The sequence below is a fragment of the Janthinobacterium saanense genome (genome assembly GCF_014200675.1).
Lineage (GTDB): Bacteria > Pseudomonadota > Gammaproteobacteria > Burkholderiales > Burkholderiaceae_D > Janthinobacterium.
Genome location: NZ_JACHCI010000006.1, coordinates 77931 through 104032, shown reverse-complemented (window position 1 = coordinate 104032; position 26102 = coordinate 77931). Strand labels below are relative to the sequence as shown.

The 26102-nt window shown below is 59.7% G+C and carries 21 protein-coding genes and 1 tRNA gene; 10 read left to right on the top strand and 12 right to left on the bottom strand.

Annotation, left to right across the window (positions count from 1 at the left end; genetic code table 11):
• Positions 1 to 7 precede the first annotated feature (7 nt).
• Both HDE72_RS11075 and HDE72_RS11070 read right to left on the bottom strand, forming a co-directional pair.
• Positions 8 to 1435: a DUF3999 family protein gene (locus tag HDE72_RS11075; RefSeq protein WP_183740517.1), complete on the bottom strand. Its 1428-nt coding sequence runs from the start codon at positions 1433 to 1435 to the stop codon at positions 8 to 10.
• A complete protein-coding gene (locus HDE72_RS11070; RefSeq protein WP_183740514.1) occupies positions 1432 to 4572 on the bottom strand; it encodes a DUF2339 domain-containing protein in 3141 nt (1046 codons plus the stop codon). The genes HDE72_RS11075 and HDE72_RS11070 overlap by 4 nt, the downstream gene beginning before the upstream one ends.
• A 217-nt stretch (positions 4573 to 4789) precedes the next feature.
• On the opposite strand from HDE72_RS11070, the gene HDE72_RS11065 reads away from it, so the two are divergent.
• The gene (locus HDE72_RS11065; RefSeq protein ID WP_183740511.1) at positions 4790 to 6676 is read left to right on the top strand and encodes an MFS transporter; all 1887 of its coding nucleotides are present in this window, start codon (positions 4790 to 4792) and stop codon (positions 6674 to 6676) included.
• Positions 6677 to 6679: 3 nt separating this feature from the next.
• On the opposite strand, the gene HDE72_RS11060 is transcribed toward HDE72_RS11065, so the two are convergent.
• Both HDE72_RS11060 and HDE72_RS11055 read right to left on the bottom strand, forming a co-directional pair.
• Positions 6680 to 8200 (bottom strand): hybrid sensor histidine kinase/response regulator, encoded by a 1521-nt coding sequence (locus tag HDE72_RS11060; protein ID WP_183740508.1) that lies wholly within the window; start codon positions 8198 to 8200, stop codon positions 6680 to 6682.
• An 8-nt stretch (positions 8201 to 8208) separates the two neighbouring features.
• On the bottom strand, positions 8209 to 9738 hold the full coding sequence (locus tag HDE72_RS11055; protein ID WP_183740504.1) for an ATPase domain-containing protein: 1530 nt from the start codon (positions 9736 to 9738) through the stop codon (positions 8209 to 8211).
• Between the two features lie 416 nt (positions 9739 to 10154).
• On the opposite strand from HDE72_RS11055, the gene HDE72_RS11050 reads away from it, so the two are divergent.
• From HDE72_RS11050 to HDE72_RS11030, 5 genes are all read left to right on the top strand, one after another.
• Positions 10155 to 11369, top strand: a complete 1215-nt coding sequence (locus HDE72_RS11050) for an efflux RND transporter periplasmic adaptor subunit (RefSeq protein WP_183740862.1) — start codon at positions 10155 to 10157, stop codon at positions 11367 to 11369.
• A 15-nt stretch (positions 11370 to 11384) separates the two neighbouring features.
• Entirely contained in the window at positions 11385 to 14540 is a 3156-nt protein-coding gene (locus HDE72_RS11045) for an efflux RND transporter permease subunit (RefSeq protein ID WP_183740501.1), read from the top strand.
• Between the two features lies 1 nt (position 14541).
• Complete coding sequence (locus HDE72_RS11040; protein ID WP_183740498.1) at positions 14542 to 15990, top strand: efflux transporter outer membrane subunit; 1449 nt, start codon at positions 14542 to 14544, stop codon at positions 15988 to 15990.
• 64 nt (positions 15991 to 16054) lie between these two features.
• On the top strand, positions 16055 to 16669 hold the full coding sequence (locus HDE72_RS11035) for a TetR/AcrR family transcriptional regulator (RefSeq protein ID WP_183740495.1): 615 nt from the start codon (positions 16055 to 16057) through the stop codon (positions 16667 to 16669).
• Positions 16670 to 16771: 102 nt separating this feature from the next.
• A tRNA-Pro gene (locus HDE72_RS11030) sits at positions 16772 to 16848 on the top strand.
• A gap of 110 nt (positions 16849 to 16958) precedes the next feature.
• Here HDE72_RS11030 and HDE72_RS11025 read toward each other — a convergent pair.
• Together HDE72_RS11025 and HDE72_RS11020 are read right to left on the bottom strand one after the other, a co-directional pair.
• The gene (locus HDE72_RS11025; RefSeq protein ID WP_260176623.1) at positions 16959 to 17168 is read right to left on the bottom strand and encodes an AlpA family transcriptional regulator; all 210 of its coding nucleotides are present in this window, start codon (positions 17166 to 17168) and stop codon (positions 16959 to 16961) included.
• Complete coding sequence (locus tag HDE72_RS11020) at positions 17165 to 17695, bottom strand: hypothetical protein (protein WP_183740898.1); 531 nt, start codon at positions 17693 to 17695, stop codon at positions 17165 to 17167. The genes HDE72_RS11025 and HDE72_RS11020 overlap by 4 nt, the downstream gene beginning before the upstream one ends.
• Here HDE72_RS11020 and HDE72_RS11015 point away from each other — a divergent pair.
• A complete protein-coding gene (locus tag HDE72_RS11015) occupies positions 17694 to 17999 on the top strand; it encodes a hypothetical protein (protein WP_260176622.1) in 306 nt (101 codons plus the stop codon). The two genes, HDE72_RS11020 and HDE72_RS11015, sit on opposite strands and share 2 nt — an antisense overlap.
• A 143-nt stretch (positions 18000 to 18142) precedes the next feature.
• Here the strand turns inward: HDE72_RS11015 and HDE72_RS11010 are convergent, their stop codons facing one another.
• From HDE72_RS11010 to HDE72_RS11000, 3 genes are all read right to left on the bottom strand, one after another.
• Positions 18143 to 18430 (bottom strand): hypothetical protein, encoded by a 288-nt coding sequence (locus HDE72_RS11010; RefSeq protein WP_311735228.1) that lies wholly within the window; start codon positions 18428 to 18430, stop codon positions 18143 to 18145.
• A 215-nt stretch (positions 18431 to 18645) separates the two neighbouring features.
• On the bottom strand, positions 18646 to 19029 hold the full coding sequence (locus tag HDE72_RS11005; RefSeq protein WP_183740486.1) for a type II toxin-antitoxin system HicB family antitoxin: 384 nt from the start codon (positions 19027 to 19029) through the stop codon (positions 18646 to 18648).
• A gap of 8 nt (positions 19030 to 19037) precedes the next feature.
• Entirely contained in the window at positions 19038 to 19220 is a 183-nt protein-coding gene (locus HDE72_RS11000) for a type II toxin-antitoxin system HicA family toxin (RefSeq protein ID WP_183740483.1), read from the bottom strand.
• A 228-nt stretch (positions 19221 to 19448) separates the two neighbouring features.
• On the opposite strand from HDE72_RS11000, the gene HDE72_RS10995 reads away from it, so the two are divergent.
• Both HDE72_RS10995 and HDE72_RS10990 read left to right on the top strand, forming a co-directional pair.
• Entirely contained in the window at positions 19449 to 20096 is a 648-nt protein-coding gene (locus tag HDE72_RS10995) for a DUF3011 domain-containing protein (protein ID WP_183740480.1), read from the top strand.
• Between the two features lie 270 nt (positions 20097 to 20366).
• Positions 20367 to 20657, top strand: a complete 291-nt coding sequence (locus HDE72_RS10990; RefSeq protein ID WP_183740477.1) for a DUF6916 family protein — start codon at positions 20367 to 20369, stop codon at positions 20655 to 20657.
• Positions 20658 to 20717: 60 nt separating this feature from the next.
• On the opposite strand, the gene HDE72_RS10985 is transcribed toward HDE72_RS10990, so the two are convergent.
• The 3 genes from HDE72_RS10985 to HDE72_RS10975 form a co-directional block, all read right to left on the bottom strand.
• Positions 20718 to 21251, bottom strand: coding sequence for a phage tail protein (locus HDE72_RS10985; protein WP_183740474.1), 534 nt, complete (start codon positions 21249 to 21251; stop codon positions 20718 to 20720).
• 69 nt (positions 21252 to 21320) lie between these two features.
• Complete coding sequence (locus HDE72_RS10980; protein ID WP_183740471.1) at positions 21321 to 21854, bottom strand: phage tail protein; 534 nt, start codon at positions 21852 to 21854, stop codon at positions 21321 to 21323.
• A 23-nt stretch (positions 21855 to 21877) separates the two neighbouring features.
• Positions 21878 to 22411, bottom strand: coding sequence for a phage tail protein (locus tag HDE72_RS10975; RefSeq protein ID WP_183740468.1), 534 nt, complete (start codon positions 22409 to 22411; stop codon positions 21878 to 21880).
• Between the two features lie 409 nt (positions 22412 to 22820).
• On the opposite strand from HDE72_RS10975, the gene HDE72_RS10970 reads away from it, so the two are divergent.
• Positions 22821 to 26102: beta strand repeat-containing protein (locus tag HDE72_RS10970; protein WP_183740462.1), on the top strand; the 3282-nt coding region annotated here is incomplete at its 3' end.

Genomic DNA, 26102 nt, shown 5'->3' with positions numbered 1-26102 from the left:
GACGGTATTAAGCCCTGGGCTCTTGCCGGATTTGTGTCAGCAAACGCCAGGCAAAAAAGCCCAGCACGGCCACACCCAGCAGCAAGGCGGCCCACAGGGCGGCCAGCCGCAAGCCTGCGCTGTCCGGCGTTTTTTGTACGGGCGCAGTACCGTTCAGCGCCACCAGCTGGCCTGGGGTAGCCGTCGGCAAAGCCAGCAACTCTTCCGGCTTGACACCTGGCGCGACTTGCGACAGCGGCAGCGCCGCCGCACTGGCGCCCTGTTTGCCGAAGGCCAGCTGATACGGCGGCTTGCCGCTGGCCAGGAAGACCAGCTGGGCAGGTGTCCAGCCCAGATGCAACATCGATTTGCTGTTCATGACAGTGGCGCTTTCTATTTGCGGACGCAATACCCATTGCGCCGTCTGCACCACCGGCATGGATAGCTCACCCGAGATTTTCTCCTTGCCATCGACATTGATGCGATAAAAGGTGGTGTTCAGCAGCGCTTCGAAGTGGCCGCTGGTTGTCGTCCGTGGCCTTAAGCGCAGCCTGTGTTGTGGCGCTGTATTTGCCTGGTGATAGACGCCCAGGGTCACGGGCATGACGGTGTTGCTGTCGTCTAGCTGCAAGCTGATGCTATCGGCCGGTATGGCAATCGGTGTGGCATACAGGCGTTCGCCGCCGCTCTTGCCGGCCGTGCCCTGCAGCGCAATCGAGGCGCGCGGCGCGGCGATCGCCGTCTGGCTCAGTTGCTGTGCGTCGATGGCGGCGAAGGCGATGGGTTCGCCGTACTGCCAGCTCAGGCGGGCATAGCGGAAGCTGCGCGGCGCAAAGTCGATGCGGTCGTTCGCCAGGGTTTGCGCATCGCTGTTGCGCAGCCAGTTCAGGGTGGTGGTGGCAATCGCGTCCCACTGTTTCAAGTCGTCGCTCACTTCCAGCAGTACTTGCGCGTTGTAGTTGTCGGTGTCATGCGGTAAGGTAAAGCGCAGGGCGTTGATGCGGCCATCCTTGCTTTGCTTGCCGGCATCGAGCACCAGTGCCTGCAAGCGCGATGCCATGCCAGGCGCCGTGCCTTCGCGCGAGCTGACCGATAGCAACCGGCCATCATTGCCGGTATGGATATCGAAGCCATCGAGATTGCTGTGAGAGACTTGCGTCCCGACCACCGGAAAAATGTTGACCGGAATGCTGTCGCGCTGCGTGCGCGATTGCACGGGCGGCGCGGTAATGGCAAAAGCCAGGGGCTTGCCGCTGCCGTCGAACAGGCGCACATCGTCCAGGCTGGCTGAGCGCGCGTGCAGATACACATCGGTGGGCAAGCTCATGCGGCTCAGGCCGGCGCCAGCTTGCGGCGTCAGCACGATGCTCCAGCCGTAGTCTTGCGGCTGGTCTTGCGATGCTGCAGACGCGGCGCCCGCTATCAGCAAGCTGCAGAAAAAGAGTACGGTTTTCATGCGGCTCCCGGGTTCGGTTCGGCTGGCACATGCGTGTTGGCCTTGGGGAAAGGCGCCAGATAGCCGATCAGCAGCATCAGCAAGCCCACGCCGACAAATGACACGATGCGCTCGATGCCGCCCACGTTCGACAGGTCGAAGGTAAATAGCTTGACGACGACCAGCGCCAGCAGCACGGCCCCCAGGCTCCATTGCTGGCGCCGTTGCCGGTGCGCCGCGCGGCGCATCAGCAGCAGGGCCGTGATACTCCAGACCAGGGACAGCATGGCTTGCACGAATTGCGAGCCCAGCATGGCGTTAAATTCATAGGGTACGCCCAGATAATGCGACACCGTGCGCAGCAGCATCAGGTTGAACCAGCCATACACGAAGCAGGCGGCGACCAGAGGCAGGCGCGGCTGCCACCGGGCTGGCAGTGGCCACTCACCCGCTGGCAGCAGGCGGTGAGCGCTTATTGCCAGCAGCATGGCGAAGCCGCTGCTCAAGTCCAGCGGATTGAGCAGTGGCAAATAGGGCAGGGGCGCCATGGCGCCATCGTCGAGGATATTCCAGGCGCTCATGAGCAGCAGCGAGCAGAGCGCGGCCAGCGGGATCAGAGTGCGCTGATACCAGCCAGCGATGGGCGCCACCGGCCAGCCGCCCAGGCGGCAGCGGCGTATCAGCCAGGCCAGCGCCAGCATCATGGCCCAGGCCGGCAGGTAACGTGCCCAGGCAGGGCTGACGCTGTCTTCGTGCGGCGCCAGCCATGCGCTGACATATAGATAACCCACCGGCCACAGCATCAACCAGGGCGCGGCCGTCCTGATCGTATGCAGCAGGCGCAAGGCGCGCGCGTCGAGACGCCAGCCGGCGCGCGGCCAGATGTATAAGAGATATTCGCCCGTTGCCAGGGCGCAAGCCAGCGCCAGCCACGACAGGCCGCTCGGCAGATCACTGCGCATGGACAGTTCCAGCAACAGATTGATGCTCCACAAGCCCAGCACCAGCCAGGCGGCAACGCCGAACCAGCGCAGCAGCGGCCAGGCCAGGCGTTGGGCCAGCAGTACAAACGCCGGCGTGGTAACGGCCACGGTGATGACGTACAGGGCCAGCCAGTGTTCGCCCGCCTGCGCCTGGAATGGCAGCTTGCCATCGATCAGCTGCAGCAGCCAGCTGCTGAGCGGCACGAGGATGGCGGCAAACCACAGGATGGCGCTCCATTGCAGCAGGGGCCGCGTCGCCAGGGCAGCCAAGTCATCGCCCTGGCGGGCCTGGCGCTGCGTGAACCAGGCGCTGGCAAAGGCGGCGGCGCCCAGCAGCAGGGCGCTGAGGAAGGAGCCTTCGAACAGGCTGGCAGGATGCTGGTCCCAGGCCCAGCTGGCGCGGCTGAGCAACATCAAGCCGGCCAGCGCCTGCACCGCCAGCAGCAGGGCGCGCGCGGCTTGCCATTGCAGGCGGTGGGCCAGCCAGGCCAGCAAGGCGGCCACGCCCAGGCCGCTGATGGTCAGCAGGTTCAATTGTGTTGCAGCCTCGGTATGCAGCAGGATTTCATTCCAGACGCCGCCCAGCAGCCAGGCCGTGGCGGCGATCAGGAAAATCACCGCCAGGTTGGGCATCAGATCAGGATACAAGGGGCTGCCATGGCGGCGGAAACTGAGCGCCATCACCATTGCGGCGGCGGATAGCAGCAGGCAGCCCAGCCATAGATGGGCTTGTAGGGTCGCAGCCGCATCGAGTCCCATCATGGCGACCAGGAAAGAAATCCAGGCAGCCGCCTGCACCAGCAAACCGAAGGCCCAGGCCAGCGTCTGACGCTGGCGCAAGCCGACCCAGACGATGCCTGCGCCTTCCAGCGCCCAGGCGGCCGAGGTCCAGCGGCCATCGAGCGCAAATGGAATCGCCAGGGTGCCGAAGACGATGCCCAGCGCCAAGAAGGTTTCGGCCAGCAGCCTGAAATTGTCGCGGCGCCACAGCGTTACGGCCAGGCTTGTATAAAACAGGCCGGCAATCAGCGCGGAAAAGGCCAGGCCGAATGAAAACTGCTGCACCAGGCCAAATTGCAAGCCCATGGCGGCCAGCGGCGTGCCGAATACCAGCGTGCCATCCACATAATGTTTCAAACGCGGCGCCTGGCGCGCGCAGTAGGCGATGGCGATGCTGACATAAAACAGCACGTAGAGGATCAGAAACAATTGTGCCGACAGATAATTGTCCGGCGTGTAGCGCAGCAGGCCCCAGGTGGTGGCGACGGCAAAGGTAAAGCCAAAGCTCAGCACATTCAAGATGCGCCAGGCACGTTGCAGGGCGATCACGAACACGCCCGCATTGAGCAGTGCGTAATAACTGAACAGGCCGATATGGTTGCCGCTGCCGGTCGACACCAGCAGCGGCACGGCAAAGCCGCCGACGATGCCGAACACGGCCAGCCAGACAGCGTTTTGCAGCACCGCGAGCAGGCAAGTCAGGGCCGTCAGCACGAACAGCAGGGCAAAAGCCAGGCCGGCAGGCATCAGACCGTACAGGCGGAAGGCGCCGAAAGTGACCAGCATCAGTATCGCCAGCGCGGTGCCCTGCAGCGGCAGGCTGATGCCGGGACGGCTACCGCGGATGCGCCAGGCCCAGGCCAGCAGGGCGATGTCAAACAGCGCGATGCCAGTCAGCCGCAGTTCGATGGGCAGCGTCACTTGCGCCGACACATACTTGAGCAGGAAGCTGACGCCCAGGAACAGAATCAATAAACCCAGCTTGGCCACCAGATTGCCCGTCAACAGCCAGTTTTTGGCCTTGGCAAATAGACCATCCTTGTGTGCTATCCAGGCTGGGGTATCGGGCAGGGTGGGGGCAGGCTTGGGCGGGGGCGGTGAGACTGGCCGCAGCGGTGGCGCAGGCGGGGCTTTGACAGGCTCGGCCTTGACAACGGCGGCTGCCTGGACGGGTGCTGCCGCAGGCGCAGCTTTGGCAGGTTCAAGGATGGGAGTCGTCGCAGCAGGAAGGCGTTCCAGCGCCCGCAGGCGCGCCTGCATACTGTCAATATCCGTGCGCAATTGTCTGTTGGCCTCCTCCAGCGTGATGGTATTCATATAGGCCAGTATGGATACGATAAAAGCAGTGCTGAGCGCGCCCGCCAGTAATACGGCTATCAGAATGAGGTTGGCCATGGATAGAATTTCCTCGCGGTACGGGCGTGACAGGAGGGCACGCCCAAAGTAGGAGCACTCTGTACGATTGGTGATGATAGCCATCAGACAGAGTAGTGGCCAGCATGGGGCGGCGCGCAGAATCGTGTATTGATGATAAGCAACCCAGTGACATTCAGATTGTCGTGCGCCAGATAGTGCTGTATTTTAGCCATTCCTTCATCGCCCATTGCCTACCATGAGTCAACAAAGCCAGTTTTCCTTATTGTCACAGCGTCGTTTCGGGCCATTTTTCTGGACCCAGTTCTTTGGCGCCTTCAACGACAATCTGTTCAAGACGGCCTTGATGGTGATACTCGCCTACGATGCGCTGAGCTGGACCACGCTGGATCCGTCCACCATCACCAATCTGATCCCCGGCCTGTTCATCTTGCCCTATGTGGTGTTCTCGGCCACAGCCGGCCAGCTGGCCGACAAGTTTGAAAAAGCGGGCCTGGCCCGTTTCGTGAAATGGATGGAGCTGGCCATCATGGCCGTGGCCGCCGCTGGCTGGATGACGCACACCTTGTGGCTGCTGGTCGCCGCCGTGGTTGGCATGGGCGTGCATTCGACCCTGTTCGGCCCCGTCAAATATGCCTATCTGCCGCAGCAGCTGAAACCCGAGGAATTGGTCGGCGGTAATGGCTTGATCGAGATGGGCACTTTTGTCGGCATCTTGCTGGGCGAGATACTGGGCGCCGTATTGATCGTGCACAAGCCGCTGGGGGTGGAACTGGTGGCCGGCGCGACCATCTTTGTCTCCGTGCTGGGCCTGATCGCCAGCTACCGCGTGCCGCGCACGCCGGCGCCCGAGCCGGACCTGAAGATCAGCGTCAATTTCGTCGCTGAATCGTTCCGCAACCTGCGTTTTTCACGCAAGAACCGTCCCGTCTTCCTGGCCATGCTGGGCAACTCCTGGTTCTGGTTTTATGGCGCCCTGATCCTGGCGCAATTTCCCGTGTATTCAAAGGACTTTTTGCATGGCGACCATAGCGTGTTCGTCTTGCTACTGACCGTGTTTTCGGTCGGCATCGGCGCCGGTTCCCTGCTGTGCGAACGCTTGTCGGGCCACAAGATCGAGATCGGCCTGGTGCCGTTCGGCTCCATCGGCCTGTCGCTGTTCGGTATCGATCTGTTTTTCGCCAGCAATGCCTATGCCAATACGCAGGTGGTCGATGCGCTGGGCTTTATCGCCCAGGCGGGCGTGCCGCGCATTCTGATCGACATCGTCATGATCGGCGTGTTTGGCGGCTTTTTCATCGTGCCCCTGTTTGCCCTGATACAGACCCGTTGCGACCCGAAACACATTTCGCGCACGATCGCCGGTATGAATATCCTCAACGCCCTGTTCATGGTGGCGGCGGCCGGCGTGGCCATCGTGCTGCTGGGCCAGGGTTTCACGATACCGCAATTGTTCCTGATCACCGCCATCCTCAATGCGCTGGTGGCCGCCTACATCTTCTCGCTGGTGCCGGAATTCCTGATGCGTTTCCTGGCGTGGATATTGATACAGACCGTACACCGGGTCAAAGTGGTCGATGGCCAGCGCATTCCCACCGAAGGCGCGGCCGTGCTGGTGTGCAATCACGTCAGTTATGTGGACGCCATCGTCATCATGGCGGCCAGCCCGCGTCCTATCCGTTTCGTGATGGATCACCGCATCTTCAAGATGCCCTTGCTGGGCTGGATATTCCGTACGGCCAAGGCCATACCGATCGCGCCGGCCAAGGAAGATCCTTTCCTGATGGAAAAAGCGTTTATTGATATCGCACAAGCGCTGCATGAAGGCGAGCTGGTGTGCATCTTCCCGGAAGGCAAGCTGACCCGTACAGGCCAGATCAGCGAATTCAAGGGCGGCATCGCCAAGATCATCGAGCGCAGCAAGGTGCCCGTGATTCCGCTGGCGCTGCGCGGCTTGTGGGGGCATTTATTGAGCCACCGCAACGGCCACTTGTTTGAGCGGGCTTTCAAGGCAGGCTTGCGCTCGCGCCTGTCGCTGGCCGTGGGTGTGCCCGTGCCGCCGGAAGAAGCTACGCCGGAGTTACTGCAGCAGCGGGTACAGGAATTACGCGGAAATTGGAAATAGACCTCATTTTTTTTTATCGTTGAGGTGCTGCCGGAACAGGGCGGCGATGGCGTCGAAGTCGACCGGTTTGGTGACGTGATGATCGAATCCCGCTTGCGCCGTGCGCTGACGGGCGTCGCCCTGGCCCCAGCCTGTCAGTGCGATCATCAGTACTTCGCGCCCATGCGCCTGCTGGCGTATGCGCTGCGCCGCTTCATAACCATCGATGCCCGGCATGCCCAGGTCCATCAGTATCAGTTGCGGCCAGTCTGATGCGACGGCTGCCAGCGCCTGTTCGCCATCGTAGGCGGCGCTGGCGGCGTAGCCTTCCATCTGGAACAGTGCCAGCAGTGAATCGGCTGCATCGTGGTTGTCGTCCACCACCAGCACGTGCACGGCTGGCCCGGTGGGGGCGGGCGCCGTTTCCGGCATGGCAGGCGTGGCGTCCGGTATGTCCGCCTTGCTGGCTGGCAATGTGACCAGGAAGCGGCTGCCATGGCCGGGGCCTGCGCTATCGGCGTCTACGGTGCCGCCATGCATTTCGGCAAACTGGCGCGCCAGGCTCAGGCCTATGCCCAGGCCACTGGTCATCTTGCCTTCCACGGTGCGGCTTTGTTCGAACATGGAAAAGATGCGCGCCATGGCGTCCGCGTCCAGGCCTATCCCGTTATCTTCTATGCTGACGAGCAACTGGCTGCCCTGCATGTGGGCAGCGACATGGATATGCCCGTCTGGCGGCGTAAATTTCACTGCGTTCGACACGATGTTGGCAAAGATCTGCACCACGCGCGCATAGTCGGCATGCAGCCTGACAGTGTACGGCGGCAAGTCCTGGCTGATGCCGATGTGCTGCTCGCTGGCGGCTGGCTGGCACAATTCCAGCACATGGCCGAGCATCTGCTCCAGCGTGAAATCCTGGTATTGCAGTTCGATCTTGCCCGTGTTGATGCGCGCCACGTCAAGCAAATCATCCACCAGCCGCGTCAGATGCGTCACCTGGCGCTCGATCACGGCCTGCAGCCTGGCCACCTGCGCCGAGTCCGGATACAGATGGCCGAGCAGGGCCGCCGAGGTCTTGATGGGCGCCAGCGGATTGCGTAATTCATGGCCCAGGCTGGCGAGAAATTGATCTTTGCGGCGCTGCGTCTCGCGCACCTGGTACTGGCGCTGACGCGCGCGCAGCATGGCGTGCGCCGAGGTGATCAGGGTCAGCACCTGCACCGGGCGCTCCAGCAGGGTCAGATTGCCCAGGGTGGCAATCGCCTGGCGCAGCGGCAGGCTATCCCGCCCTGCATGCGTCAGCAGGATGATGGGCAAGTCGGACCAGTCCGGCTGCTGGCGTGCATAGTTATCGAGCACCTGATAGCCGCCCCCATGCAGCGCTTCATCGACCGTCAGCACGCCGCCCGCGCCCAGCGCCAGTTGTTCGGCCAGCTCGCCAGCGGAATGACAGGCGTGGCTGAGCATGGCGCCGCTGGCTAACACCTTGCCGGCCAGAATGGCGTCCTGGCCGGCCGGCGCGTAGATCAGGATGCGTTCTTCCATGGCTTGCCCTAGGGCGATGGCGCCTGTCCCGCCGTAGGCAGGCCCGACAATATGCCGTGAAAACCGGCCAGCACAGGACCGATGCGTATGCCTTGCCTATCGATTTCGAAGCGGCGTATGCTGCGCTCATGCGTACTGGCGCGTTTCTTGAACACCGAAATGGCTTGCCGCACTTCACCCTCCGTTTCATAGTAGCGCAGCATGATGACGTTGTCGGCCAGATAACTGGCGTCGGACGAGGTAGTCATGGTCGTGCCCAGTATATTGGGCTGCACGCCGACCAGCAGGGTGGCCACGCCGCGCTGGCTCAGATAGTTAAGTAGTTCATGCAGATAGGTATTCTGGAAGCGTTCATCGGGCACCGCATGCATATAGCCATTCAGGCTATCGATGACGATGATTTTGGCGCCCCGGTCGGCGGCGTCGACCACGGCATGGGCGAATTCTCCCGGCGCCAGTTCGGCCGGATCGACTTGCTGTGCGCTCAACAAGCCGGTGGACAAGGCCGCGTTCAGGCGCATGCCCACGCTGTCGGCCCGGTTCAGCAACTTGTTGCGCGCTTCTTCGAACAGGAACATGGCGCAGGCTTCACCGCGCGCAGTGGCCGCATGCACGAATTGCGCCGCCAAGGTGGACTTGCCGCTGCCGGCCGGGCCGGAAATGAGGGTGCTCATGCCTTCTTCCAGGCCGCCGCCCGTCATCAAGTCGAGTTCGGGTATGCCGCTCGACAGGTGGCGATGGCCGCTATCGTGCCGGGTATCGGCCGCTACCAGGCGCGGATACACCACCAGGCCGCCGTAGGCGATCTTGTAATCGTGCGCGCCGCCGCGAAACGACACGCCGCGGTATTTCACCACGCGCAGGCGGCGCCGGTCATTGCCATAATCCTGATTGTGCAATTCCAGCGAGAGCACGCCATGGGCCACGCTGCGCACTTGCAAGCCATCATCGAGGGCAGAACGGTCATCGATCAGGATGCTGGTGCAATGCTTGCTTGCCAGATATTGCTTAAGTGCTACCACCTGGCGCCGGTAGCGCAGCGGGCTTTCAGCCAGCAACTGCAATTCCGAAAGTGAATCGAGTACCAGCCGGGTAGGCTGGTGTTTTTCGATGGCTGCCACGATGCGCTGGTTGGTGGAGGCCAGTTCGATCTCGGACGGATGAAAAATCGTGTATTGGCGTTCCGGATCGATGATGTCATCGTTGGACGAGACTTCCTCGATGGCGATGCCGGCCAGGTCCCAGCCATGCGAGAGGGCGGCGGCGCGCAGCTCCGGCTCAGACTCGGCCAGTGCGATATACAGCACGGCTTCGCCCAGGCGCGCGCCTTCGGTCAAAAATTGCAGGCCCAGGGTGGTCTTGCCTGTGCCGGGGATGCCTTCGACCAGATACAGGCGCTCGGCCAGCAGGCCGCCAGTGAGCACGGTATCGAGGCCCGCTACGCCGGTCGATAGCAAGGGCGACAAGGGGAGCGCCGGCAAGGCTGGCGCCCCCTGGCCCTGCGGTGGTGGCGTGCTGTCCTGTGCTATTGCGGTCATGTGGCACCCCTGCCTGGTCTCGCATCGGACAACCATAGTAGCGCACATGTTCTACAGTGCCTTTTCGATACCATTGGTAAATAATTATGCCGAACAGGGGGGCGCCCGTTAGTGTTGCGCACATATCACCACGTTCTGCAAAGAAACTCTTACCCTGCTACAGTATTCATTCAAGCCACTATTCCGCGTCACTCCTTTTGCCGTCGCCTGTCAGTTGTCTGATCCGGCTGCTGCGACCCAGCTGTTCTTTTGTTCTTTATATTGCCTCATTGACAATTCAATCGCATTAATAGTTACTTTGTTTCAATTGTAACGACCCTTGACGATTTTAGAATGATCGTTCATTCTTTGATCTGCGTTAATAAATTCACTCATTTCTAACGACACTAGCCTGCTTCTCTTTCAGAAAGTCCATGATGCAACCAACTTTTTCCTTGACGTCGCCGCGTACGAGCGGCGCTATTGCCGTTCTGTGCGCCACTGTAATCATGGCCGGCTGCAGTAAAAAACAGGAGGCACCGCACGCGCAACAAGCGCCGCAGGTGGTCGTGTTTACTGTTAATCCGGCCGCGTTGCCGATGACGGTCGATTTGCCCGGTCGTACCAATGCCTATCAGGTCGCCGATGTGCGTCCGCAAGTGGGCGGCTTGATTCAAAAACGCTTGTTTGTCGAAGGTAGCGATGTCAAAGCAGGCGCGGCCCTGTACCAGATCGATCCTGCGACGTTCCAGGCTGCCTACAGTTCGGCCAAGGCGGCCCTGTCCAAGGCCAAGGCCAATCTGCTGACGGCTGGTCCGAAAGCGGCGCGCTACAAGGAACTGGTGGCCATCGAAGGCGTGAGCCGCCAGGATTACGATGATGCAGTCGCGGCTTTCGAGCAATCCAAGGCAGACGTCGAGTCGGCAGCGGCAGCGCTGGAAACGGCCAACATCAACCTGAAATACAGCACCGTGACGGCGCCGATCAGCGGCCGCACCAGCACCTCGACCGTGACGGCCGGCGCGCTGGTCACGGCAGGCCAGACGACTGCCCTGACCACCGTGCAGCAGCTCGATCCGATCTACGTCGATGTGACGCAGTCGAGCACCGACTTGCTGCGCCTGAAGCGCCAATTGGCTGACGGCAGCCTGAAGAAGGCCGGCGATGGCCAGGCCAAGGTCAGCCTGCTGCTGCCGGACGGCAGCAAGTACAGCGAACCGGGCAAGCTGCAGTTTGCTGGCGTGACGGTCGATCCGACCACCGGCAACGTGGTGCTGCGCGCGCTGTTCCCGAATCCAAAAGGTGATTTGCTGCCAGGCATGTATGTGCGTGCGCAGCTGGAAACCGGCGTCAACGATCAAGCCATCACGGTGCCGCAAGTCGGCGTGACGCGTAATCAGCGCGGCGAAGCGACCGCCATGATACTGAACAAGGAAGGCAAAGTTGAACAGCGCGTGCTGACCACTGGTGGCACCGTCGGCGACAGCTGGCTGGTGACCTCGGGTCTGGCTACTGGTGACCGCGTGATCGTGGAAGGCTTGCAAAAAATCAAGCCAGGCGCACCTGCTGTCGCCGTGCCGGCCCAGGCTCCCGCCGCGCCTGGCGCAGCCGCATCGGCATCGGCAGCCGCCTCGGCCGCCAGCGCCCACTAATTCAGGAGAATATTAATGGCCCGTTTTTTCATTGACCGCCCGATTTTCGCCTGGGTGGTCGCGATCGTCATCATGCTTGGCGGCGTGTTGTCGATCCTCGGCTTGCCGATCTCGCAATACCCTAGTATCGCGCCGCCATCGATTTCCATCGCTGGCTCCTACCCTGGCGCCTCTGCCAAGACCGTTGAAGATGCAGTCACCCAGGTCATCGAACAAAAGATGAAGGGTATCGATGGCTTGCGCTACATGGCGTCGTCCAGCGACTCGACCGGTGGCATCACCATCACCCTGACGTTCACCAACAGCACCAATCCTGACATTGCTCAGGTGCAAGTGCAGAACAAGCTGCAACTGGCCACGCCACTGCTGCCTGCCGAAGTGACGCAACAGGGTCTGGTCGTCTCGAAAGCCACCAAGAACTTCTTGATGGTGTTCGGCTTCATTTCCGAAAACGGCAAGATGGACCAGACCGACTTGAGCGACTATGTCGCCGCCAACGTGGTCGATCCTTTGAGCCGCGTCGCGGGCGTGGGCGATGTGACACTGTTCGGTTCGCAATACGCCATGCGTATCTGGCTCGATCCGGCCAAGCTGCAAAGCTTCAACCTGACGCCTGGCGACATCATCACGGCCGTGCAGGCGCAAAACACCGAAGTGTCGGCTGGTGAACTCGGTGGCACGCCATCGGTCAAGGGTCAGCAGCTGAACGCTACCGTTTCGGCGCAAAGCCGCTTGCAAACGCCGGAACAGTTCGGCGCAATCTTGCTGAAAACCACGACCAGCGGCGCCATGGTGTACCTGAAGGACGTGGCGCGCATGGAGCTGGGCCGCGAGAACTACAATACCGTCGCCCGTTACAACGGCCATGCGGCAACCGGTGTGGCGATCAAGCTCGCTACCGGCGCCAATGCGCTGGACACGGCTAACGCCGCCAAGGCGATGTTGGCCGAGCTGAGCAAGCAATTCCCTGAAGGCATGAGCTCCCAGATCGCGTACGACACCACGCCGTTCGTCAAGCTGTCGATCGAAGAAGTGGTCAAAACCCTGGTAGAAGCGATTGTGCTGGTGTTCCTGGTCATGTATCTGTTCCTGCAGAACTTCCGCGCTACCCTGATCCCGACCCTGGCCGTGCCAGTGGTGCTGCTGGGTACTTTCGGCATCCTGAACGCGTTTGGTTACTCGATCAACACCCTGACCATGTTCGCCATGGTGCTGGCCATCGGCTTGCTGGTGGACGATGCGATCGTGGTGGTGGAAAACGTCGAGCGGGTGATGAGTGAAGAGGGCTTGTCGCCGCTGGAAGCGACGCGCAAGTCCATGACGCAGATCACGGGCGCGCTGGTCGGTATCGCCATGGTGCTGTCGGCCGTGTTCGTGCCGATGGCGTTCTTCAGCGGCTCGACCGGTGTGATTTACCGCCAGTTCTCGATCACCATCGTTTCCTCGATGGTCTTGTCGGTGATCGTCGCCCTGGTATTTACGCCAGCGTTGTGCGCCACCTTGCTCAAACCGGTAGAAAAAGGCCATCACGCCTCGAACACGGGTTTCTTTGGCTGGTTCAACCGCAGCTTCGATAGCAGCAGCAATAAATACCAGGGCCTGGTGGCCAGCATGATCAACCACCGCGCCCGTTCGATGTTGCTGTATGTACTGTTGCTCGCTGGCCTGGTATTTGTCTTCCTGCGCTTGCCGACCTCCTTCCTGCCGGAAGAAGACCAGGGCATTCTGTTTACGCAAATCCAGTTGCCGACCGGCGCCACGCAAGAGCGCACCCTGGGTGTGATCAAGCAAGTGGAAGACCACTTCATGAACGATGAAAAAGATGCAGTCGCTTCGGTATTTTCCGTGGCTGGCTTCAGCTTTGGTGGTAACGGCCAGAACACGGGTATTGCCTTCGTGCGCCTGAAAGACTGGAAACTGCGTACCGACAAGAATCTGAAGTCGCCTGCGGTGGCCGGTCGCGCCATGGGCAAATTGCTGCAGATCAAGGATGCGCTGGTCTTTACGTTTGCGCCGCCAGCCGTGCTGGAACTGGGTAACGCCAGTGGTTTCGACTTGCAACTGCAAGATGAGGCAGGCCTGGGCCACGATGCGCTGATCGCTGCACGTAACCAGTTGCTGGGTATGGCGGCTAAAAACCCGGTGATGGTGGGTGTGCGTCCGAACGGCCAGGAAGATACGCCGCAGTACAAGATCGATATCGACCAGCAGAAAGCCACCGCTTTGGGCTTGCAGATCGCCGATATCAACCGCGTGCTCAGCGTAGGCTGGGGTAGTGCTTACGTGAACGACTTCCTCGACCGCGGCCGTGTGAAGAAAGTGTATATGCAGGGTCAGCCTGATTCGCGCATGCAGCCGGAAGACATGAACAAGTGGTTCGTGCGCAATGCTACCGGCGACATGGTGCCGTTCTCGGCCTTTGCCACCGGCAAGTGGATCTATGCTTCGCCACGCCTGGAACGCTACAACGGCTTGTCCTCGGTTGAAATCCTGGGTACGCCAGCGCCGGGCCAAAGTACCGGCGCGGCGATGGATGCGATGGAAAAAATGGTCGCTCAATTGCCGCCTGGCATAGGTTTCAGCTGGACCGGCGTGTCGCTCGAAGAGCGCGAATCCGGTTCGCAAACGCCGCAGCTGTATGCGCTGTCGCTGCTGATCGTGTTCCTGTGCCTGGCTGCACTGTATGAAAGCTGGTCGATTCCATTCTCGGTGCTGCTGGTGGTACCGCTGGGCGTGATCGGCGCCGTCCTCGGCACCTCGCTGTTCGGCCTGTCGAACGACGTCTACTTCCAGGTTGGCTTGCTGACCGTGGTCGGTCTGTCGGCGAAGAACGCGATTCTGATCGTTGAATTTGCCAAGGAAATGCAGGATGCCGGAATGTCCTTGCTGGACGCCACCTTGCACGCGGTGCGTTTGCGTCTGCGTCCGATCCTGATGACCTCGATTGCTTTCGGTCTGGGCGTGTTGCCTCTGGCAATCTCCAGCGGTGCAGGTTCGGGTAGCCAGAACGCCATCGGTATCGGCGTGCTGGGCGGGATGCTGTCGGCAACCTTCCTCGGTATCTTCTTCGTGCCGGTGTTCTTCGTGCTGGTGCGCGGTTTCTTCTCGAAAAACGAGAAGCCAGCTGCGCCTGCTTCGCCTGCCGTCACGCTTTCTAAGGATGCGCATTAATATGAAAAAAACGCTACTCTCCATGGCAGCGCTGGCCTTTTTGGCTGGCTGCAGCCTGGCCCCGACCTACGAGCGCCCGGCAGCACCGGCGCCCGCAGGCTGGCCGACCGGCCCGTCTTACAAGGCCGACACGGCGGCGGCTGACGCCAAGCCGGTGGCCGACATCGTTTGGCGCGATTTCTTTGCCGACGCGCATTTGCGCCAGGTACTGGAACTGGCGCTGGCCAATAACCGCGACTTGCGCGTCTCGATCCTGAATATCGAGAAGGCGCGCGCCACCTACGGCATCGAGCGCGCCGCGCTGATACCGACCCTGTCGGCATCGGGCGGCCAGACGGCGACCCGCATTCCGCGCAACGCCAGCCCGAACGACGAAGCGTCGATCACGCGCCAGTACACGGCCAATCTGGGCGTGTCGTCTTACGAGCTGGACCTGTTCGGCCGCGTGCGCAGCCTGTCCGACAGTGCGCTGGAACAATACCTGGGGACGGAAGAAGCACGCCGCGCTCAGCAGATCAGCCTGGTATCGAGTGTGGCCAGCGCCTATCTGAACCTGGTGGCCGACCAGCAGCGTCTGCTGGTGGCGCAAGACACCCTGAAGAGCCAGCAAGCCTCGTATGACCTGGCCGTGCGCCGCTTCGACGCAGGCGCCGCGTCTGGCCTGGACAAATACAATGCCCAGACCAGCGTGGAATCGGCCCGTTCCGATGTGGCTGTCTACACCAGCCAGGTTGCGCTCGATCAAAACGCGCTGACCTTGCTGGTCGGCAGCGCCGTACCAGCCGAACTGTTGCCGCAAGGCGAGTTTGGCCAGGTGGCGAACCTTGCTGACATTCCATCGGGCGTGCCGTCCGATGTGTTGCAGCGCCGTCCTGACGTGCTCGAAGCGGAGCGCACCTTGCGCGCCGCCAACGCCAATATCGGCGCAGCGCGCGCGGCTTTCTTCCCGCGCATTTCGCTGACGGCGACGGCCGGTTCGCTCAGCAGCAACTTGTCTGGCCTGTTCAAGGCCGGCAGCGGCAGCTGGAGTTTCATCCCGCAGATCAGCTTGCCGATCTTCGATGGCGGCGTGAACCGCGCCAACCTCGATATCGCCAAGGTGCAGCGTGAAATCTCCGTGGCGCAATACGAAAAAGCCATCCAGGTGGCTTTCCGTGAAGTGTCCGATGCGCTGGCTCAACGCGGCACGATCGACGAGCGTCTGCAATCGCAGCAAGCGCTGGTTGACGCGTCCGCCAAGAGCTACAGCATCTATGATGCGCGCTACAAGCAGGGCGCCGATACCTACCTGAACGCCCTGGTGGCCCAGCGCGCGCTGTACACGGCGCAGCAAAGCCTGATCACGGCGCGCCTGGCCAAGGCCACCAATCTGGTGACCTTGTATCAGGTGCTGGGTGGCGGTTGGCAGCCTGAGCAGACAGTCGTGGCAACGGCTGGCGGCGTCCAATAATCAAGGAGGACGCCGACGCCGGTCTTGCCCATAAGGGCAGGGCCGGCGCGCTACTGGAAAAGTCATGAACCAAGTTGAAAAGAAGCATCCGGATCCCGAGCGCGCCAACACGCGGCGCAAGCAAGTGCTCGATGCAGCTGAAAGCTGCTTCAGCCGCCGCGGCTTCCACGGCGCCAGCATGGCCGAAATCTCCAAGGCCGCCGGCATGAGCGCGGGACACATCTATAACTACTTCGACAGCAAGGATGCGATCATCGCCGCCTTCGTCATGCAGAATATGGAACGTGTCTCGAACCTGATGCAGGACCTGGCGCAACAGGAAGACCCGCTGCAGGCGGTGATCGATAATGCATACGAACACGTGCTGGAAAGCATGGACCCGAAAACCTGGGTGATGCCGCTGGAGATATTCTCCGAAGCATCGCGCAACCCGGCGATTGCCACCATGCTGCGCTGCGCGGACCGCCGCTCGCGCCAGCTGTTCCTGGACATCGTCCGCGCCGCCCGCATCAAGCGCGGCTTGCCGGCTGGCGATGAAATGCTGGAAGGGCGCTTGAACGCCCTGATCTCCATGTATCAGGGCTTGCCCCTGCGTGTGTTGCACAATCCCGATGTCAACACCGGCCCGATGGTCGCCGGCTTCCGCATCGCCGCCGCCGCCTTGCTGCTGGGCGAATAAGGCACTCGATTGGCAGCAGAAATAAACTTTGCGCAGATCGAAATGAATCCTGCGCAAAGCATGGCAAAAACCCAAAAGCCTCTGCTATAATTCCTACCTCGTCGGGGCGTAGCGCAGCCTGGTAGCGTACATGCATGGGGTGCATGGGGTCGGAAGTTCGAATCTTCTCGCCCCGACCAATAGATTCAAGGACTTAGGCCAATCTTCGGATTGGCCTTTTTCTTGTCCAGGTGCTTCGTGCCTTACAGGTGCCTTAAAAAATCTTGGCTCTTGCCGTACTTTTCCGTACTTAATCGGACTTTGAGCGCTCGTCGCTCCCCTTTTTTTGCCAGGCGGCGATCTCCGTAGCGTCCCATGCAATCGACCTTGGGCCGATCCGGACTGACTGGGGGAAGGTGCCCGCTTTCATGTTGTCGTAGATGGTCTGGCGCGCCTTTCCGGTTGCCTCGATCACGGCCGGCATACGCATGAATTTTTTCACTTCGCTCATATCGCTCATTTTTCGCTTTCAGTTAATTTCAAGATTTTGATCAGGTCGACCTGGCGCGGGTCGCCTTTGTCCTGCACGTAGATGTAGGCCTGGCCATCTTTGACCTGATCCCGTATCTGATTGACTACCTGTATGAGTTCGGTCCGACCGTTGCTGCCGGCATGGGCGCCGGGCCGGTGACCTTTGCCGAGATGGCCGCCTGGCAGGCCGCCCGTGGTTTTGAGCTGCAACCATGGGAAGCGCGTCTGCTGCGCCGCCTGTCTTGCGACTATCTGGCTGAATCGCATCGGGCGACCAAGCGGGATTGTCCGCCGCCATGGGGCGAGTCGACTGCCGTTCGTGTCAGCGGTGACAGAGCCTCTGCGCGCGCCCTTGAGTTGTTCCTTGCATAGACCGTCCATGTGGCGGTCTTTTTTTTGTTTGCCACCCATGAGGCGGCTTTTGTACAGCAATCTCATTAGTGTAATATTGCCTCTTTGAAATGTATGGAGGAATTGTATGCGAAGGATTTTTTTAACTTTTGGAGTTGTTGCCATGTCCACAGCTCTGCTTGCGTGCGGGGAATCTGCTGCACAAAAGGAGGCAAGAATTAATGCTAACCTTAAAATACTTGGCGAAAAGTACGTTAAGTTAAAATTAAAGGATCCTGAATCAGCTCAATTTCAGAATCAGTTTATCGGCATCAAAGGCGCCCCATGTGGCGAAGTGAATTCGAAAAATAGCTTTGGTGGATACACAGGGTTTAAGCGGTATATCTCAGTCGGGAAAGATTTAACGGTTATGGAGGCGGATATGCCACCTGGTGAATTCGAATTATCTTGGGGCCAGATTTGCAAATAGGACACATGCATTAAAAGTAAGCACGGAGCTGGGGCCAGTTCTGCCATTCAGACACGGGCTTAGCAATCATATTTGGTTAGCTAGTCTGAATGGTCGTCGATAGCGGCTGAACGGTGCGGACATAAAGAGTGGAAGGACTGGCACTACGCGGCAGCCACATCCAGCACCCACCGTTTCCCCAGCGCCTGTAGCCCAGCATCGATCTGATCGATCCTGGTCGCCTGTTCCAAATTGGAGAGGCGCGCTGCGGTTTGTTTTGTTATTCCAAGGCAGCTCCCCAATTCGGATGCGCTGACCTTCTGAGCCAGCATTTCATTGAACAGCAGCACTGTGGCGGTAACGCTGATGGGAAGATCGCTCATGCGCTCGTCATGCTGGGCTTCTGGTGGCAGTGGCACCAGCCGTTTTTCATCAAAGTAGAAACCCATCACCTCCCATCACCTCGCGTAGCGCGTCGTGTGCCATGAAGATGGCTTCGGCTTTGTCATCGCCTTGTGTGATGGCTTCGGGGATGTCGCGGAATGTGATCACATAGCCGCCGTCAGGATCAGGTGTGAAAGTTGCAGGGTATCTCAGCCGCTCCTTTGAGCGCCAGAGCTTGCGACAAGCATCCTATTTCTTTAGTCCCCCGCTTGCCGCCAGCGCGCTACTCCGCCATCGCCTTCATGGCCGCCTGCGCCAGGAACCCTGAGCGTGTGAGGTGGCGGGATTTGGCGTACCGGTCGATATCGCGCAGCAGGCTTTCCGGCAGGGAGATATTCAGGCGTACCGGCTTGGTGTTGACTTTCGACAGGTCGATCTCCACCAGCATCCAGAAACCATCGGCGTAATCGGGATCGCTCATCCATTTTCCAATGTCGGATGCAGCAGGAATATTTGCCTCTCCTTCATACATCGTTTCGACGGCTTCCTGTGCGGCCTTGTTGAGATCATGCAGATCGTCGGCGGCAGTGTTGACCCCAGGCAGATCTGGAAACGCAGCGCCATAGGCGCTGTTGGCGTCTTTCCATACGTAGAGCGGATATAACATGTGCGGTCTCACTTCAATTGAGCTTGTTTCAGTATCGAGTTGACTGTGCCTATCGGCAGGTCTTTCTTCGGGTGTGGAACGATCACCCATCTACCAGTTTTAGGGTTGCGATACTTGTGATGGCTGCCACGCGTGGAAACGTGTTCCCATCCTTCGGACTGGAGTTGCTTGATGACCCCTGCGCTGTCCATGCAGTGAATTTTACACACAAATTACACAAAAACCATATTTTTGTGTAATTTTTGTGTAAATATTTGAGGTGAGCATGCCGCCTTCGGGCAAATCCTGAGTTCGAACCTTCCAAACCGGTGACTAATTACAACCACAAAGAATTTAAATATACCATAGTGGTAGAAATAAAACCTTTGTGGTATTCTCCGGGTACAAGCCGAGTTCTGGCGTCAACTACCTGGATTTTTATGAATACTGTATTGCGTCGTTCGGTCAGCAGTGTGCTGATCGCTGCCATGGCATGGGTGCCGTTTCCTGCGATGGCGTCGGATAAGGTCAATTGCGAGAGTGAGCGCGGGCGCTACAATTTTTGTCGCGCCGATACGGATGGAGAAGTGAAGCTGGTCAGGGAGTTTTCCAACAATCAATGCCGGGAAGGCCGTAGCTGGGGTTATGAAAACCGGGGCGTGTGGGTCGACAGGGGATGTTCCGCTCAATTCCGGGTGGGGCGCGACAAGGATAGCGACAAGAAAGCCGCGATTGCGGTGGGCGTGGTCGGCCTGGCGGTCATCGCCGCGATGGCCGCCAATGCCAATAACAAGGCGCAGCAAGAGAATCCGCCATCGCAGCCGCGCGAAGTGCAGCGCTGGAATGCGGGCGAGTTTTCCGCTTTCGATAGCCGTCAAAAGGCGATGGTGAAGCTCACGGTGCAGGCAGATGGCCGGCTGTCCACCTATAGCCGCGGTGAAGTGCAGTCGGGCAGCTTGCAGGATAACGCCATGTACATTGGCAACGCACGCTTTCGTATCGAACCGCAGGCCGATGGATTTCTGGCCACGGACCAGTCAGATACCTCGCGCCAGTTGCGCTTCGAACGCCAGGGTAGCGGAAGGTAAATTGCTCAGGCGTGCTGCGCTTTGCGGCGTTGAGTCAAGGCGGCGTCCCAGTTCTGATGTGGCGACCTTCTGGGCCGGCATTTCATCAAGCAGCGTTGCTTTAGCGGCAATGCACACCGAAAGATCGACCAGACGGTCATGACGATGTAATTTCGATCGCGGTGGCACAGGCCGCTTTGCATCGAAAGTTGCTATGCAGTTGATGCACCATCACTTAGAATAAACATTGCATTAACCATAATCCCCTTATCGCATGGAACGCCTGGAATAATGACTTTTCTTACCCTGGAACATTTTGCCGAGTGCGTCAACGATAGTTTTATTTCGCTCAGCGACGATAACGCTGCTTTTGTTTTACTGGAAGCAGGCCCGCTGCAGGGGGCAACGCCGGAGGCCATGCAGCGCGTGCCGTTCAGCTTGCTGTTTCACAATAGTTCAGCGATTCTGTTTGAGCAGAAGATCTTCCAGATGCAGCATGCCGTGCTGGGTGTAATGGGTATTTTTCTGGTGCCAGTAGCACGCGACAGTCACGGCTTCCTGTATCAGGCAGTGTTCAATTAGGGCGAGGGGGCGGACCAGGCAAATACCGCGATGGTATCGCCTGTTCCTTGATGCACGCAATTAGCCAAATGCAGGAAAGTCACCCTGCAGGGCGATGCAGAAATTCAACGCCAGCAGCGGTTGACGATTTTCGTGTGCCTGATTGCCGCCCACAGGAGAGATCGCCGCGGGCGCAAACGTGGTGGTAGGGGTGGTTGTCGGCAGGAAGGTATTCGTGCCACCGATGGTAATCAAGCCATCATTCGTCAATGGAACATTGTGCTGCAAAGTCGTATTCGGTTGACGCTCCACCGTGAGCTGATGGGTGTGGTTGGGAATTTGCGTCAGATCGAGTTGCACGCTTTCACTTCCAAATGTATCGCCGATAGTGCGCGCTGTCAGGGCCGGCCCCTGACCCTGGCTACAGGGAGCGCGTCCCGTGAAGTTGGGCAATTGGAAGGTGTTTACGCCATCGCCGCCATATTGCGTGCCGATCAATGAAAACAGGGCGGTATATTGGCGTATTTGCAGGGTGGCGCCGTTACAGCTGGCCCAGCCGGCCGGGGCAAAGTTGAAGCCAAAGACTTGTATTTCGCCGAGGAATGGTGTTGTCACGATAGGTTCTCCTGGTCAGTTTGGTTGGCAATGCGCACCTGTAGTGGTGCTCTGCTTGCACGGAAGCTGTTATTGCTGCGACGGATAAATACCTACCCCGGCGATACAAAAGGATGCAGTCAGGGTTGGCATCGTATTGTCGTGTGGCTGGTTGCCGCCGGTGTAAGTGACTGCAGCCTGCGACAGTGAATAAGAGGTGAGGCCAGCCAGGCTGCTGGTATACATCTTGTCGTTATTGGCCGGGGCCGCTAGCAGCAGGGTTGCTGCCGGAGTAGAGGCAGTGGCCACTGTACTGGTCACATTAAACCCATGCGTATGCTGCGCTAGCTGGGTTCCCAGCAGGGTGACCTGCTCGGTGCCGCCATTCTGGCCCAGTACCCGCGCCGTCAGTTGTGGCCCCGTGCCTTGGTGCAGGGGAACCTGGCCGCGCAGGTCCGGCACGCCAAAGGTGTTGACGCCATCACCGCCGTAGGTGGTGCCGATCAAGGTGAACAGGGTTTCATTGTTGGCAATCGATACCAGGCTGCCATCGCAGGCCAGCCAGCCATTGGGAATGCGCGCAAAGGCAAACAGGCGGATCTCGCCTATATAAGGTGTGCTCATAGCTATCTCCTGGAGTGGTGGCTTTAGTTGCGGCTAGGGAAGATGCCGTTCAAGGCGATGGAGAAATTGATGACGCGGAATGGCTGCATATTCGGATGCGGCAGGTTGCCGCCCGTCAGTCCCAGGGTCTGGCTGGCCAGCGTCACCTTGGGGCCAGTGGCACTGCCATAAATGGCTTCCGTACCACTGTCGGCAAATAGTGCGTTGTTGGGATTCTTCAGGGTCGCCGCCGTGCTCAGGGCTGTGGCTGTATGCGTATGCGCAGGAATCTGGGTCACTGTCAAGGTGACAGCTTCAACGCCGGCACGACTACCAATGGGATAGGTAGTGGGCTGCCATTGTGGGTCGACCGACGGACCCGTATGGATCGGTACAGATCCTTGTAAATTAGGCAATCCAAAGGTGGTTGAACCGTTGCCGCCATAGTACGTTCCCAGCAGCGCAAACAGGGCTTGATTCTGGTTAATAGGCAGTATTTGCCCGTTACAGGCGGCAAAACCTCGCGGCGCAAAGCCAAATCCGCTCATCATTATTTGTCCGACATAAACATCAGCCATTGTCGTTCTCCAGGGTTGAAGTGAAATTACCGGTGGGATTTTTACATTTCCAATTTCTTAACATTGTTGTTTTTTAGGTAGTCTCCTTTTTTTTATTGCTTTATTGGCTATGCAAGGTAGCATACGTTGACATACGGCAAGCGTCAATATTTGTTGCCTCACTAAAATGTATGTTTTTGGCATCGTTTGTGATGTGGATTCCTACTCAATTTCGTTTTAAAAATCTCTGTGCGGGGAAATAATGTTATTTTTTGTCAACGGTCTATCTCATCGGTTGATTAGGTTTTTTTCTCGTTTTTCCCCTGCATTGCATCGACAGCAAATAATAGGCGCCGGGGTAGGCGGCGTCGGCCTAACGGCAAAACTACAGTCCAGTTCAATAAGACTTCTGGGCTGGTTATGCCTGCTGATGCTGGCCTTGGGCGCCAGTCCGGCGCAGGCTGGGCCCAGCACGGAGTGTCCGCCCAACCAGAGCTTCACGGTGGCGTCAGGCGGCACCCACACGATAGACCAATCCGGATGTTCGCCGTTCGGCTTTACGGGCATGCCAGTGCCGCCTTCGCATGGCAGTATCCCCAACGTCGCCGGCAATGGCGATGGCATCGTTTTTTATACCAATAATGGCGACGGAGCGACCTCCGATACTTTTACGCTCAGGGACGACCTGGCTGGCGATATCATTTTTACCGTGACCATTCTGCCGCCATCAAGCCCCATCACGGTGACGCCAGCCAGCTTGCCCGCTCCCGTGGTTGGTGTGAGTTATAACCAGACCATAAGTTCCACCGGCGGCGTTGCGCCGTATACATATACGCTATCTTCTACCTTGCCGACAGGCATGACTTTATCGACCGCTGGTGTCATTTCCGGCACGCCGACATCGACTGGTGTGTTCGTGTTTGGAGCGCAGATCACGGATTCGACCACGCCGACAGCGCTTACCACCACCAAAAATTATTCATTTACGGTAGCCGCGCCTGTGCTGGTAATTACGCCAGCAAGTCCACCCGCCGGTGCCGTGTCACAGGCGTATAGCCAGCAATTCAGCACCAGTGGCGGTACTTCTGCCTACACCTATGTGGTGGAATCGGGTACTTTGCCGACGGGCTTGAACTTGTCGGCCAGCGGCCTGTTGTCGGGGACGCCGACGGCCACAGGTACTTTCAATTTTGTCCTGAAATCCACGGATAGCACGGGTGGTGGCGGCCCTTATGCCAAAACGATCAGTATCAGTATGACGATCAATGCTTTGCCTATTCCCACGGTAAGCAGCATTTCCCCCACCTCTGGCCCTACCACCGGCGGCACCAGCGTGATCATCACCGGTACCAATCTGACGGGTGCGACAGCCGTGCGTTTTGGCGCGACCAATGCCACCGGCTTTACTGTCAATAGCGCCACGCAAATTACGGCCACTGCGCCCGCAGGTACGGGTACGATAGATGTCCGGGTGACTACCGCTGGCGGTACCAGCACCACCAGCGCGGCAGACCAGTTCACCTACGTAGCAGCACCGACGGTAAGCAGTATTTCGCCCACCTCTGGCCCCGCCACCGGCGGCACCAGCGTGACTATCAACGGTACGAACTTCACCGGCACGACGGCAGTCACTTTCGGCGCCACGGCGGCCACTGGCATTACGGTCGTCAGCGCCACGCAGATTACGGCAACGGCGCCTGCCGGCACGGGCACGGTGGATGTAAGAATTACCACGCCAGGCGGCACCAGCGCCACCAGCGCTGCCGACCAGTTCACCTACGTAGCAGCACCGACGGTAAGCAGTATTTCGCCCACCTCTGGCCCTGCCACCGGCGGCACCAGCGTGACCATCAATGGCACGAATTTCACCGGCACGACGGCGGTCACTTTCGGCGCCACGGCGGCCACTGGCATTACGGTCGTCAACGCCACGCAGATTACGGCAACGGCGCCTGCCGGAACGGGCACGGTGGACGTAAGAATTACCACCCCAGGCGGCACCAGCGCCACCAGCGCGGCAGACCAGTTCACGTATGTGGCGGCGCCGACGGTAACGAGTATTTCGCCCACCTCTGGTCCCGCCACCGGCGGCACCAGCGTGACCATCAATGGCACGAACTTCACCGGCACGACGGCAGTCACTTTCGGCGCCACGGCGGCCACTGGCATTACAGTCGTCAACGCCACGCAGATTACGGCAACGGCGCCTGCCGGCACTGGCACGGTGGACGTAAGAATTACCACGCCAGGCGGCACCAGCGCCACCAGCGCTGCCGATCAGTTCACCTATGTAGCAGCACCGACGGTAAGCAGTATTTCGCCCACCTCTGGCCCCGCCACAGGCGGCACCAGCGTGACCATCAACGGTACGAACTTCACCGGCACGACGGCAGTCACTTTCGGCGCCACGGCGGCCACTGGCATTACGGTCGTCAACGCCACGCAGATTACGGCAACGGCGCCTGCCGGCACGGGCACGGTGGATGTAAGAATTACCACCCCAGGCGGCACCAGCGCCACCAGCGCTGCCGACCAGTTCACGTATCTGGCGGCGCCGACGGTGAGTGCTATTTCACCTGCCACGGGCTTAGCTGCGGGTGGTGCCAGCGTGGTCATCACCGGTACCAATCTGACAGGGGCGGGGGCTGTGCGTTTTGGTGCCAGCAATGCCAGCAGCTTTACAGTCAATAGCGCTACGCAAATTACGGCAACCGCGCCTGCCGGTATTGGTACGGTGGATATCACCGTCATCACCGCCGGCGGCACCAGCGCCACCAGCGCTGCCGACCAGTTCACCTACGTAGCAGCACCGACGGTAAGCAGTATTTCGCCCACCTCTGGTCCTGCCACCGGCGGCACCAGCGTGACCATCAACGGTACGAACTTCACCGGCACGACGGCAGTCACTTTCGGCGCCACGGCGGCCACTGGCATTACAGTCGTCAACGCCACGCAGATTACGGCAACGGCGCCTGCCGGCACGGGCACGGTGGATGTAAGAATTACCACCCCAGGCGGCACCAGCGCCACCAGCGCTGCCGACCAGTTCACGTATGTGGCGGCACCGACGGTAAGCAGTATTTCGCCCACCTCTGGTCCTGCCACCGGCGGCACCAGCGTGACCATCAATGGCACGAATTTCACCGGCACGACGGCAGTCACTTTCGGCGCCACGGCGGCCACTGGCATTACGGTCGTCAACGCCACGCAGATTACCGCAACCGCACCTGCCGGCACGGGCACGGTGGATGTAAGAATTACCACGCCAGGCGGCACCAGCGCCACCAGCGCGGCAGACCAGTTCACCTATGTAGCAGCGCCTACGGTAAGCAGTATTTCGCCCACCTCTGGTCCCGCCACCGGCGGCACCAGCGTGACTATCAACGGTACGAACTTCACCGGCACGACGGCGGTCACTTTCGGCGCCACGGCGGCCACTGGCATTACAGTCGTCAACGCCACGCAGATTACGGCAACGGCGCCTGCCGGCACGGGCACGGTGGACGTAAGAATTACCACGCCAGGCGGCACCAGCGCCACCAGCGCTGCAGACCAGTTCACCTATGTAGCGGCGCCTACGGTAAGCAGTATTTCGCCTACCTCTGGCCCCGCCACGGGCGGCACCAGCGTGACCATCAACGGTACGAACTTCACCGGCACGACGGCAGTCACTTTCGGCGCCACGGCGGCCACTGGCATTACGGTCGTCAAC